At 65.1% G+C, this 11,975-nt stretch carries 9 protein-coding genes; 4 read left to right on the top strand and 5 right to left on the bottom strand.

From position 1 onward, the window contains the following. Together WC739_RS09105 and WC739_RS09100 are read left to right on the top strand one after the other, a co-directional pair. Positions 1-726 (top strand): aminotransferase class III-fold pyridoxal phosphate-dependent enzyme (locus WC739_RS09105; RefSeq protein ID WP_372952696.1); only part of this gene is annotated, 726 nt, incomplete at its 5' end. Positions 727-740: 14 nt separating this feature from the next. Then, positions 741-2,207: an NAD-dependent succinate-semialdehyde dehydrogenase gene (locus tag WC739_RS09100; protein WP_372952695.1), complete on the top strand. Its 1,467-nt coding sequence runs from the start codon at positions 741-743 to the stop codon at positions 2,205-2,207. Positions 2,208-2,312: 105 nt separating this feature from the next. Here the strand turns inward: WC739_RS09100 and WC739_RS09095 are convergent, their stop codons facing one another. Beyond that, on the bottom strand, positions 2,313-2,852 hold the full coding sequence (locus tag WC739_RS09095) for an Hsp20/alpha crystallin family protein (RefSeq protein ID WP_372952694.1): 540 nt from the start codon (positions 2,850-2,852) through the stop codon (positions 2,313-2,315). A gap of 291 nt (positions 2,853-3,143) precedes the next feature. On the opposite strand from WC739_RS09095, the gene WC739_RS09090 reads away from it, so the two are divergent. Continuing rightward, complete coding sequence (locus tag WC739_RS09090; protein WP_372952693.1) at positions 3,144-4,439, top strand: NRAMP family divalent metal transporter; 1,296 nt, start codon at positions 3,144-3,146, stop codon at positions 4,437-4,439. Between the two features lie 83 nt (positions 4,440-4,522). Here WC739_RS09090 and WC739_RS09085 read toward each other — a convergent pair whose 3' ends face one another. The 3 genes from WC739_RS09085 to WC739_RS09075 are packed head-to-tail and all read right to left on the bottom strand — an operon-like array spanning position 4,523 to position 7,672. Beyond that, entirely contained in the window at positions 4,523-5,236 is a 714-nt protein-coding gene (locus WC739_RS09085; RefSeq protein ID WP_372952692.1) for an ABC transporter ATP-binding protein, read from the bottom strand. Next, entirely contained in the window at positions 5,229-6,455 is a 1,227-nt protein-coding gene (locus WC739_RS09080) for an FtsX-like permease family protein (RefSeq protein WP_372952691.1), read from the bottom strand. The genes WC739_RS09085 and WC739_RS09080 overlap by 8 nt, the downstream gene beginning before the upstream one ends. Continuing rightward, positions 6,452-7,672: an efflux RND transporter periplasmic adaptor subunit gene (locus WC739_RS09075; protein ID WP_372952700.1), complete on the bottom strand. Its 1,221-nt coding sequence runs from the start codon at positions 7,670-7,672 to the stop codon at positions 6,452-6,454. The genes WC739_RS09080 and WC739_RS09075 overlap by 4 nt, the downstream gene beginning before the upstream one ends. A gap of 278 nt (positions 7,673-7,950) precedes the next feature. Here WC739_RS09075 and ftsH point away from each other — a divergent pair, with 278 nt between their 5' ends. Beyond that, positions 7,951-9,801 (top strand): ATP-dependent zinc metalloprotease FtsH, encoded by a 1,851-nt coding sequence (gene ftsH / locus WC739_RS09070; protein ID WP_372952690.1) that lies wholly within the window; start codon positions 7,951-7,953, stop codon positions 9,799-9,801. A gap of 512 nt (positions 9,802-10,313) precedes the next feature. Here ftsH and WC739_RS09065 read toward each other — a convergent pair. Further along, positions 10,314-11,834 (bottom strand): aldehyde dehydrogenase family protein, encoded by a 1,521-nt coding sequence (locus WC739_RS09065; protein WP_372952689.1) that lies wholly within the window; start codon positions 11,832-11,834, stop codon positions 10,314-10,316. Between the last annotated feature and the right edge of the window lie 141 nt (positions 11,835-11,975).

The raw sequence follows: 11,975 nt of genomic DNA, 5'->3' as shown, positions 1-11,975 counted from the left end.
TTTTTCTGCGAGCCGGTACAGGGGTCGGGCGGCGTGCTCGTGCCGCCCGACGGTTGGCTCAACGCGATGCAGGACGCATGCCGCGAACTCGATATCCTCTTCGTTGTCGACGAGGTGATCACCGGCTTCGGCAGGATCGGACCGCTTTTCGGGTCGGAACGCTACGGATTGCGCCCCGACATCATGACGGCCGCCAAGGGCCTCACCTCCGGTTATGTGCCGATGGGCGCGGTGTTCCTGAGCGACGCCATCTACGAGACCATCGCCGACAAGGCCGGTTCCTCGGCGGTTGGCCACGGCTACACCTATTCCGCGCATCCGGTGAGTGCGGCGGCTGCCCTGGCGGCGCTGGATCTCTACGAGGGCGGGCTGCTGGCGAACGGCCAGGCCTCCGGCACGCATCTGATGGCACGCCTGCGTGACGTCCTGGGTGACCATCCGATGGTGGGCGATATCCGTGGCGTATCCATGCTGGCCGGCATCGAAATCGTGGCGAGCCGGACCACAAAGGCACTGCTGCCGACCGGGCTTGGCATTGGTGCGCGGCTGGGCGAAGCCGGCCTGCGCAATGGCGTGATCTTCCGGGCCTTCCCCAACGGGACCATCGGGCTCGCCCCCAGCCTGAACTACACGCTGGCCGATATCGATGAACTCGTCGAGCGCATCTCGGCCGCGCTCGATGCGGTCAAGAACCAGGCCGAAGTCCGCGCCTTGCTTGCCGATTGAGGAGCGAGATGACGATGCACGGTTTGAACGATGGCGATCTTTTCCGGCAAACCTGCCTGATCGACGGTGTCTGGCAGGCTGCCGCGGGCGAAGCAACCATCCCGGTTTTCAATCCCGCGACAGGGGAGGAACTGGGCCACGTGCCGGACTGCGGTGACGGCGACACGCGGCGCGCCATCGCGTCTGCTGCGGCGGCACTCGGACCGTGGAAGGCTCGCACCGCCGCCGCCCGCGCGGCCGTGCTGGAGCGCTGGCATGCGCTGGTCTTGCAGCATGCCGAGGATCTCGCCCGCATCCTGACCTTGGAGCAGGGCAAGCCTCTGGCGGAAGCGCGCGGCGAGATCGCCTACGGCAACGCATTCATAAAGTGGTTCGCGGAAGAGGCACGGCGGGTGTCCGGCGCGACCATTCCTTCACCGTCGGAAGGTCGCCGCATTCTCGTGACGAAGGAAGCGGTCGGTGTCTGCGCCATCGTCACGCCGTGGAACTTCCCGACCGCCATGATCACCCGCAAGGTCGCCCCCGCGCTTGCTGCCGGCTGCACGGTTGTCATCAAACCGTCCGACCTCACGCCCTATTCGGCGCTGGCACTGGCCGTGCTGGGCGAACGCGCGGGCATCCCGCCGGGCGTCGTCAACGTCGTGACTGGCATGCCGCAGGCCATTGGCGCCGAACTGACCGCCAACCAGCTGGTGCGCAAGCTCTCCTTCACCGGTTCGACGCGCGTCGGATCGATGCTGGCGCGCCAATGTGCCGACAGCGTCAAGCGCCTGTCCCTGGAACTTGGCGGCAACGCGCCGTTCATCGTCTTCGAAGATGCCGACCTGGATGCCGCGGTCGAGGGCGCCATGGCCGCGAAGTTTCGCAATGGCGGCCAGACCTGCGTCTGCGCCAACCGCATCCTGGTTCATCACTCTGTGTACGAGCCCTTCGCCGAGCGTCTCTCGGCTCGCGTCGCGGCGCTGCGCGTCGGCGACGGCCTTCACGACGGCGTGGACATCGGGCCGATGATCAACAGCGCGGCGGTCGACAAGATAGCCGCGCACGTGGCCGATGCACTGGACAAGGGCGCGTCGGTGGCAAGTCCCGCGATCGCCACGCCACCGGGCGCACTTTTCGTGACCCCAATGGTCCTGCGCGATGCCACGACCGAGATGGTGTTGTCGCGCGAGGAGACCTTCGGTCCGGTCGCGCCCCTGTTCCGGTTCAGGACCGAGGCCGAAGCCGTCGCCATGGCCAATGACACGCCCTTCGGGCTCGCCGCCTATTTCTACACCCGTGATCTGTCGCGCGCGTTTCGTGTGGGGGAAGCCCTGGAATTCGGCATGGTCGGGCTCAACACCGGCCTCATCTCGACCGAGGTCGCGCCGTTCGGCGGTATCAAGCAGTCCGGGCTCGGCCGCGAGGGGTCGTATCTGGGCATGGACGAATATCTGGAGGTGAAGACCCTTCACCTGGGCGGGATTGAAAGCGCCGCGTAGCATAGGCAAGCACCGCGCCGGTGCGGCAGTGCGGTAACCCGCCGAGGACTACAGCGCCTCAGCGCGCCGAGCAGGCACGCTGAGGGCGACCAGCAGTCAGGGCTGTTACGCGGCCTTGACCGCGATCTTCTTCTCCGCCTTCTGGGCCTCGGCGGTCTTGGGCAGCTTCACCGTCAGCACGCCCTTGGCGAAGTTCGCCTCGATCTTGTCGGCGTCGACGCCTTCAGGCAACTGGAAGGAACGCTGGAAGGAACCGTAGCGGCGCTCGGACAGGTAGTAGTCCTTGTCCTTCTCTTCCTTTTCCTCCGTCTTCTCGCCCTTGATCGTCAGCGTGTGGTTGGACAGCTTGATATCGACGTTCTTCTCGTCGATGCCCGGCAGTTCTGCCGTGATCTCGTACTCCTTGTCCTTCTCGACCAGGTCCATGGCGGGCGCGACCGGCCAGCCTGTGCTGCGCAGGGCAGGCAGTTCGCGGCCGAGCAGGGAGCGCGTCGAGGGCATGCGGAAATTGAAGGGGTGGAAATCGTCGAACAGGCGGTCGATTTCACGACGCAGGCTTTCGAACGGCGTGGCCCAGTTACCGGCAGGCGCCGGTGCGGCGCTCTTCTCCGTCTTGACGGGCAGTTTGGTTGCAGTTTCGACCATGGTTCTTCTCCTTTGGCGGGTTGATCGGCAGGGCCGCCGGCACAACCCCCGCGCCTCGTTGTTCGCCACGACGCGAGAGATGGGTCATCGGACCCGCTTGCCAGTCGATGTCTTGCTGTCACCTGGCAATGACGGCATCAGACCCCCTGTGCAGGGAACGATCATTGATCGGCGTCAATGACGCCAAGAATGTCGGTGGCCTGATGGAAGCGCCTGTCATCAGGGCAAAGGCGACGCGGCGCCCCGTCGATCGTCATGTCATGTGATGGGCGCGATGGACTATAGATAGCCATGGAGACTCAATCGACGGAACCCTCCGCCACGTCGCTCGCCCCGCCGCGCGGGCGTTTCGACATCTTCCGGACCTTGGGGCCCGGGCTGATCACCGGCGCGGCCGACGACGATCCAAGCGGCATCGCGACCTACAGCCAGGTCGGGGCGCAATTCGGCTATGCGCTGGGCTGGACCATGCTTTTCAGCTATCCGCTGATGGCGGTCACGCAAGGGATCAGCGCGGGGATCGGCGCCGTCACCGGCCAGGGGATTGCATGCAACCTGCGTCGGCACTACTCGCCATGGCTTTTGCGGTTCGCCGTGCTGCTCCTGCTGGTCGCCAACATCGTCAACATCGGCGCCGACCTCAGCGCCATGGGGGAAGCGCTCGGGTTGCTCACCGGTACCGCGCATCGCCTGTACGCGCTGCTTTTCGCACTGGCCTGCATCGCCCTGGAAATCTTCGTGAGCTACCGGCGCTACGTCACGGTCCTGAAATGGCTGACCCTGTCGCTGCTTTCCTATGTCGCGGTGGTACTGTCGGTGCATGTGCCGTGGGGGGCGGCACTCTATGGCGCGCTGGTCCCGCGCATGGTCTTCGATGGCGATCACGCCATGGCACTGGTTGCCGTGCTCGGCACGACGATCAGCCCGTATCTGTTCTTCTGGCAGGCAGGCGAGGAGGTCGAGGAACTGCACCGGCAGAAGCGGCGGCGGCTCGGCGCCAATCCCCATGCGGCGGGGCCCGAACTGGCGCGAATCCGCACCGACACGCTGTTCGGCATGGGGTTTTCGAACCTCGTGGCCATGGTCATCATCATCGCCACGGCGGCGACGCTGCACGCCAATGGGATCACCCAGATCCAGACTTCGTCGCAGGCCGCCGAGGCGCTCCGGCCCGTTGCCGGCGAGTTCGCGTTCGCCATCTTCGCGATCGGCATCATCGGCACGGGCATGCTTGCCGTCCCGGTGCTCGCCGGATCGGCGGCCTACGCGGTCGCCGAAATGTTCGAGTGGCCCGAAGGGCTGGACCGGCGCCCGCGGGAGGCCAAGGCGTTCTACGGCGTCATCGCGGTGGCGACGCTCGGCGGGTTGACCCTGACCTTCGTCGGGCTGGACCCGATCCCGGCGCTCTACTGGAGCGCCGTCGTCAATGGGATCCTGGCAGCGCCGCTCATGGCCATCATGATGATGATCGCCACCAACCCGCGCATCATGGGCCATCTGACCTTGCCGCGCTGGATGGCGCTGGGCGGCGCGGTCGCCACGGTGGTGATGGCCCTGGCCTCGATCGGTTTCTTCGTGTTGCTGTGATCGACAGCCAGTCGAGGCCAAAGGCTGGCCTGACGACGACATGACGCCATGACACCCTGTCTCCCAGCGACCGTGTAAGGGGTTCAGGCTGGATCGCGCTGAAGGGCCTTGGCACGGTCCTCGGTGATCCGGCCATCGACGACCTGGATGATGCGGTCGCAGCGGTCGGCGAGATCGTGATTGTGGGTGACGATCAGGAAAGTCGTGCCCCGCTCGATGTTGAAACGCCGCATCAGGCCGAACACCGCATCGGCGGAGACCGTGTCGAGATTGCCGGTCGGTTCGTCTGCGAGCACCAGCGAAGGGTTCATCGCCAGCGCGCGGGCGATGGCCACGCGCTGCTGCTGGCCGCCCGACATGTTGAGCGCACGGTTGTTGCGCCACCTGCCGAGGTCGACCCAGTCGAGGAGCTCGTCGGCGCGCTGTTCCATCGCCGCGTTCGGCCGGCCATTGTCCAGCAGCATCGGCATCATGACGTTCTCGCGCGCGGTGAAGGCCGAGATCAGGTAATGGTACTGGAAGACGAAGCCGATCGTGTGGCCGCGCAGGCTGGTCAGCGCCGCCTCCGACAGCTGCGTCGTATCCTCGCCCTTGATCGACAGCCGGCCGGACGTCGGACGATCGAGCAGGCCGATGATGTTGAGCAGCGTGCTCTTGCCGGATCCGGACGGCCCCATCAGGGCCACGAACTCGCCCGGACGGATGGTGACGTCCAGGCCGTGCAGCACTTCGGTCTCGACCGGCGTGCCGACATTGTAGGACTTGCGAATGCCTTCGAGGACCAGAAGTTCAGCCATGGATGGCATCCACCGGATCGAGGCGCGCGGCGCGCAGCGCCGGCACGATGCCGGCGATCACGCCGGTGACCGTCGCCAGAGCCGCCGAAGACAGGAACAGGCTCGGGTCGATGGTGAGCGGGAACAGTTCGGAGCCGTCGGACTGGCGCGCATAGCGGTGCCATGCGATCAGGGCGGCCGCGCCGACCATCGCGCCGGCCAGCGAGCCGACGAAACCGAGCACGCCGCCCTGGATCAGGAAGACCCTCAGGATCTGTCCGCGCGCGCAGCCCATGGCGCGCAATATGCCGATGTCCTTGGAGCGCTGCAGCACGGACACGACCAGGACCGCCGCGATGCCGAACGCCACCGACAGGCCGACGAAGACGCGGATCAGCCCGCTGGAGAGGTTCTGGGCACGGATGGCGGTGAAGACCTGGGCGTTGGTCTTGATCCAGCTGTCGGCCTCGACCGGCAGGGTCGCCTGGATGTCCTGCGCGACGGTCTCGGCCGCGTAGACGTCGGTGACGGTGAGGTCGATGGTGGTGACGCCGCCGAGCAGCCCGAGCAGGCTCTGGGCGGTGCGCAGCGCGACATAGGCGTTGCGCTCGTTGGCGCCCTTGTTGCCGAGGTCGAATATTCCCTTGATGGTCAGCGTTCGGCTGCCGCCCGCCGCGGTGGTGACGTTGATCTTGTCGTCGACCGTGGCGCCGATATCCTTGGCGAGGTCGATGCCGACCAGGATGTCGTCCGAACCGAGCTCGACGGTGCCGGCGACGATATAGTCAGGCACGCGCACGATGCGGAAATAGTCGTCGGGCTGCATGCCGAAGATGCCGATGCTGCGGCTGGCGTCGCCGCGCACGGCGAGCGCCGACCCGGACACGGTGGGCGTGGCGATGACGACGTCCGGTCGCGCGCGCATCGCGGCCAGGATCGTCTGCCACTGGTCGATGGAAAGGATGCGCTGCGTCGGCTGCTGGACGATCGCCGCCTCGATGACCTTGTCATCCCATCTCAGCGGCCGGGCGACTTCCTGGGGCGCCAGAAGCTGTATCTGCGGCTGCGAGGTGAGCACGCGGTTGGTGAAATTGGCCTGCACGCTGGCCAGCAGAGCCGACATGAACACGATGACGCCGACGCCGATGGCGATGCCGCTCAGGATGAAGCCCGTCTGCATGCGGCCTTCGGCGAGAAAGCGCAGCGCCGCGATCCAGGCAAATGTCAGCCAGGGTTTCATGACGCCACCGGCCTGATGCGCTGGCCGGCCCTGACACCGGCGGCGACCGGGACAACCAGATCGTCCTTTGCAAGTCCGTCCAGCACCTCGATCCGGTCGCTGGTGCGCAGGCCGAGCCGGACCGCCTGTTCGCGGGGCCGGCCGTCACGCACCACCAGGACCCATGGCGAGGCGGAAGTGGGGTCGTGCACGGCCCGAGCCGGGACGATCAGGGTCGAGACGCGCCTGTCGATCTCGATATCGACCGAGACGGTCATGTCCTGGCGCAGATAGGCCGGTGGCGCCGTCGCGGTGAGCTTGACCTCGACCGAGGCCCTCGTGATGTCGACCGACGGGTTGATGTAGGAGAGCGTGGCGTCGAAGCGCTGGTCGGGATAGGCATCGGCCGAAACCAGTGCTTTCTGCCCCAGCCTGAGCAGGCCGAGGTTCTTCTCGTCGATCTGCAGGACCAACTGGACGTCGCCGGCGGGCGCCAGGACAAGCAGCGCGTTGCCGGGCTGGACGATGGCGCCGCGCTCGACATTGCGGGTTATCAGCACCCCGTCGCGCGGCGCGGTGATGGTCGCATAGCCGAGGCGCGCCTTCGCCGTGGCGACATTGGCCTGCGCCTGGTTGAACTGGGTCGTGGCCAACACGTAGTCGCTGCCGCCGGGCTGCGCGGTGTAGACCGAGAGTTCGGCGGTGCGCACCTGGGTGCGGGCGACATCCAGGTCCCTGGTGGCGGCGTCGAGCGTCTCGCGGGTGCCGAAGCCTGACTTGGAGAGCTGTTCGGCCCGCTGGAAAGCCGCCTGGGCATTGACCAGCGTCGCCTGCGCCTGCTTCAGGGCCTCTTGGGCGGCCGGCAGCGTGAACTCGCGCAGCTGCCTCAACCGCGCCTCCGCCTGGGCGGCCGCGCCCTGGGACTCGACGACGGCTGACTTCAATTCGCTGGACTCCAGCACAATCAGCGGCTGTCCCCGCTTGACCGTCTGCCCCTCGTCGACCAGCACCTCGTCGACCGTGCCGGTGAACTGGCTTCCGATATTGACGCGGTAGGGTGTCTCGACGTGGCCGCTTGCCACGACGGTCCTTGCGAGATCGCCACGGACCACCGGATAGACGATGACTTCAGGACCAACCAGCCAGCGCGCAAGCGCCAAGGCGAGGGCGACCGCCAGCAAGGCCAGCGCGCCAAGCAGCCATTTGTGCAGCCAGATGAAATGTCCGGCGACCGACATGCCGAGCTTGCCCGGCTTGTCCTGGTGTAGATCGGTGTTGGCCTGCAGCATCGCGACCTCGAAGATTGAATCTCCTCGTTCACTATGTCGACGCCCCGAATGTCGCCTTGTGCCAGATCAATTGCGGCCTGCTGCTATCGGCGTCGATGACCTCGAGCCGGGAGTCCTTTTCCATCCTCGTCGCAGGCCCGAGCTTGACCGGTGTCAAAGCAAGACCTCGATCGAGATGAAAGAACGCGAGTTCGACTTTACAAAAATCCGGATCGAGTGGGCCAATTATGGACAACAAGCAGAAATTCAACGTCGGCTATTTCGTAGCGGCGCTGGTGATCATCGGGTTGTTCCAGTTCTGGTTCGCCTACCGCGACACCGCGCAGCTTTCCTACAGCGACGTGATGCGCCTCACGCAGGACGGCAAGATCGCGTCCGTCACGCTGACGGAGACCATGATCGAGGGGACGTTCAAGGAGCCGCAGGACGGCAAGACGATGTTCCTGGCCAATCGCGTCGACCCGGCGGCAGTCGCCGTTTTCGAGAAGGCCGGCGTCAAGATATCAGGAGCTTCCGACAGCAACTGGTTGACGACAATCCTCTCCTGGATCGTGCCCACCCTGATCTTCGTCGGCATCTGGATGTTCTTCTTCCGCGGAATTGCCGAGAGGCAAGGCGGCCTTATCAACATCGGCAAGTCCAGGGCCAAGGTCCATCTCGTGCGCGATACCGGCGTCACCTTCGATGACGTTGCCGGCGCCGACGAAGCCAAGACCGAGCTGAAGGAGATAGTCTCGTTCCTGAAGGACAAGGAGAAATACGGTCGGCTGGGCGCCAGGATACCCAAGGGCATCCTGCTGGTCGGCCCTCCCGGCACCGGCAAGACGCTCATGGCCCGAGCGGTTGCGGGCGAGGCCGGTGTGCCGTTCTTCTCGATCTCGGGATCCGAGTTCGTCGAAATGTTCGTGGGCGTCGGCGCGGCGCGCGTTCGGGATCTTTTCCAGCAGGCGCAGCAGGCGGCACCCTGCATCATCTTCATCGACGAGCTCGACGCGCTCGGCCGGGCCCGCAGCCCCTTTGCGGCATATGGCGGCGGCGATGAGAAGGAGCAGACGCTCAACCAGCTGCTGGCTGAGCTGGACGGCTTCGATCCGCGTGTCGGCATCGTGCTTCTGGCCGCGACCAACCGGCCGGAAATCCTCGATCCGGCCTTGATGCGTGCCGGCCGCTTCGACCGCCAGGTCGTCATGGATCGGCCCGACCGCAAGGGGCGGGAGGCGATCCTGGCGGTGCACATCAAGAAGATTTCGGTGGCGCCGAGCCTCAAGATCGACGAGGTCGCCGGCCTGACGCCCGGCTTCACGGGCGCCGATCTCGCCAATCTGGTCAACGAGGCGGCGATCTTCGCCACAAGGCGCGGGGGCGACACGGTGACCATCGAGGATTTCACCAATGCGGTCGAGCGCATCGTCGCCGGCTCGGAACGCAAGAGCCGGCTGCTGAAGCCCGAGGATCGCGAGCGTGTCGCCTATCACGAAATGGGCCATGCCCTGGCCGCTTCGTCGCTGGCAAAAACCGATCCCGTGCAGAAGGTATCGATCATTCCAAGGTCCATAGGCGCCTTGGGCTACACGCTCCAGCGTCCCACGGAAGACCGTTTCCTGATCACTCTTGGCGAATTGCAGGAGCGCATGATCGCGCTGCTCGCCGGCCGCGCCGCCGAGGAGATCATCTATGGGGAGATTTCGACCGGCGCCGCCGACGACCTGGCCAAGGCGACCGATGTTGCCCGCCAGTGCGTGACGCGGTTCGGCATGAATGCCTCGGTCGGCCAGGCTGTCCTGGAGGAACAGAAGCTGCAATGGCTTGGCGACGGGGGTCCCAATGGCCGCTCGCGGGATTATTCGGAGGCGACCGCGCGGGAAGTCGACCTTGCCGTGCGTGCGATGATCGACGAAGCATATGCTGGAGCAAAGAAGCTGTTGGGCGCCCGCGTCGCCGACCTCAGGGCAGGTGCGAAGCTGCTGCTGGAGCGCGAAACGATCACGCCGGCCGACTTTGCACCACTGCAGCGGCCAACCGGCCAAACCGTGGCGCCGAAGCGGGAGGCGGCTGCGACCGCTCTCAAGACGGCTTAAGCATCACCGGTCGGGTTCAAGGGCAACTGGAAATTGGGATGGACGGTCGAACCATCACGCTTCATCATCCGACCTTGCGCTGAATTCCACGCGGCCCGGTGAAACAGCGCCGGCATCCCGCTCTCAAGACAAGCGGTATCGATGCCAGCCGCAGCAACCACGCATGATGGCGCAACCATCAGGATGCGACACGGATATTCGTCATCTCATCCGGTGTCGGATTGGGCATTTCCGGGTTTTGCGTGAGCGCGAATTCGTCTGGTCAGCCTGTCCAGTTCGGCGCCAGCAGTTCTGGACAGAGCTGTGAGGAGGTTGCGCGGTCACGAATATCGCACGCCGCTCCAGCTCGCGTCGGATGCCCTCGGGGATCTCGCGGCAGCCGCAGTGAACGGCGTGCCTCAAGTGCCACGCGACCCGATCATCCAGGGTCGGGTTCGCGGGCATGATGTTTGCCGCGTGCCATTGCCAGTTCATGCCAACTGTCCCGTTCCAGACATGAACCCCGTGAGCTGTCAGAACAAACCGAGTGCCTTGCTGCTGTAGCTGACGAGCAGGTTCTTGGTCTGCTGATAGTGGTCGAGCATCATCTTGTGGTTCTCGCGCCCGAAGCCCGAGGCCTTGTATCCGCCGAAGGCGGCATGGGCGGGATAGGCATGGTAGCAATTGGTCCACACGCGGCCTGCCTGGATTGACCGGCCGAGTTGATAGGCGTCGTTGCCGTTGCGCGCCCAGACGCCCGCGCCCAGACCGTAGATCGTGTCATTGCCGATGCGGATGGCATCGTCGATGGTCTTGAACGAGGTGACCGAAAGCACCGGCCCGAAAATCTCTTCCTGAAAGATGCGCATCGAATTGTCGCCGGTGAAGACAGTCGGCTGGACGAAATAGCCCTTCTCCAGCGCGCCGCCGAGATGGGCGCGTTCCCCGCCGGTGACGCATCGAGCGCCTTCCTGCTTGCCGATGTCGATGTATCCGAGGATCTTCTCCATCTGATCCCGCGAGGCCTGTGCGCCCATCTGCGTCGTCGGGTCGAGCGGATCGCCGACCTTGATCCTGGCGACGCGAGCCACCGCCCGCTCCATGAACTTGTCGAAGATCGATTCCTGGACGAGAGCCCGCGACGGACATGTGCAGACTTCGCCCTTGTTGAAGGCAAAGAGCGCGAACCCTTCGAGAGCCTTGTCGAAAAACGCGTCGTCGGCATCCATCACGTCGGCCATGAAGATGTTTGGTGACTTGCCGCCCAGCTCCATGGTCTGGGGAATGAGGTGCTCGGCCGCATATCCCATGATCTGTTTTCCGGTGGTCGTCTCGCCGGTGAAGGAGACCTTGGAGATGCGGGGGTTGGCGGCGATGGCCTTGCCGACAGTGCCGCCTGGTCCGGTGACGACGTTGAGAACGCCGGCGGGCAGGATGTCCGCCGTGAGCCCGGCAAAGATGAGCAGGGTCAGCGGCGTGTTGGAGGCCGGCTTGATGACCGTGCAATTGCCGGCGGCAAGAGCCGGGGCGATCTTCCATGCTGCCATCAGCAAGGGGAAGTTCCAGGGAATGATCTGGCCGACGACCCCCAGCGGCTCCTTGAAGTGATAAGCGATGGTCTCGGCGTCGATTGTGGAAATCCCACCTTCCTCGGCCCGGACGCAACCAGCGAAATAGCGGAAGTGGTCGATGGCGAGCGGTATGTCGGCGCCGCGCGTCTCGCGGATCGGCTTGCCATTGTCGAGCGTTTCGGCGAGCGCCAGCAGCTCGAGATTCTCCTCCATGCGGTCAGCCACCTTGTTGAGCAGCTTTGCCCGCTCCGCCGGGGATACGCGCGCCCAGGCATCCTTCGCCTTGTAGGCTGCGTCGAGCGCGAGTTCGACGTCCAGCGCCGTCGACTTGGCGACGTCCACCAGCGGCTCACCATTGATGGGACTGTAGTCGGTGAAATAGCGCCCCTCGACCGGGGCGACCCACTTGCCGCCGATGAAATTGCCATAGCGCGCGGGCAGGTTTCCCTTTGAGCGCACGAGTTCCAACGCGTGATGAGACATGAACTTATCCTTTCAGCAGCGTGCTTTTCATCGACTGCCCGCACCAACCCTCCTGCCTTTCGGCCGACCCGACATTGATCCCGGTCAACGGCAAAAGATTCCCTCATTGCGCTAGGTCAATGAAACGGGACGGAGCGCGGT

It is taken from the genome of Mesorhizobium sp. (assembly GCF_041661565.1).
Taxonomy (GTDB): Bacteria; Pseudomonadota; Alphaproteobacteria; order Rhizobiales; family Rhizobiaceae; genus Mesorhizobium.
This window is presented reverse-complemented; position numbering and strand designations above follow the sequence as displayed.

Bases quoted from the DNA above. Each gene is read 5' to 3' on its own strand.
- WC739_RS09085 (WP_372952692.1), bottom strand. From the start codon at position 5,236: ATGGCTGAACTTCTGGTCCTCGAAGGCATTCGCAAGTCCTACAATGTC.
- WC739_RS09080 (WP_372952691.1), bottom strand. From the start codon at position 6,455: ATGAAACCCTGGCTGACATTTGCCTGGATCGCGGCGCTGCGCTTTCTC.
- WC739_RS09065 (WP_372952689.1), bottom strand. From the start codon at position 11,834: ATGTCTCATCACGCGTTGGAACTCGTGCGCTCAAAGGGAAACCTGCCC.
- WC739_RS09075 (WP_372952700.1), bottom strand. From the start codon at position 7,672: ATGTCGGTCGCCGGACATTTCATCTGGCTGCACAAATGGCTGCTTGGC.
- ftsH (WP_372952690.1), top strand. From the start codon at position 7,951: ATGGACAACAAGCAGAAATTCAACGTCGGCTATTTCGTAGCGGCGCTG.
- WC739_RS09090 (WP_372952693.1), top strand. From the start codon at position 3,144: ATGGAGACTCAATCGACGGAACCCTCCGCCACGTCGCTCGCCCCGCCG.
- WC739_RS09095 (WP_372952694.1), bottom strand. From the start codon at position 2,852: ATGGTCGAAACTGCAACCAAACTGCCCGTCAAGACGGAGAAGAGCGCC.
- WC739_RS09100 (WP_372952695.1), top strand. From the start codon at position 741: ATGCACGGTTTGAACGATGGCGATCTTTTCCGGCAAACCTGCCTGATC.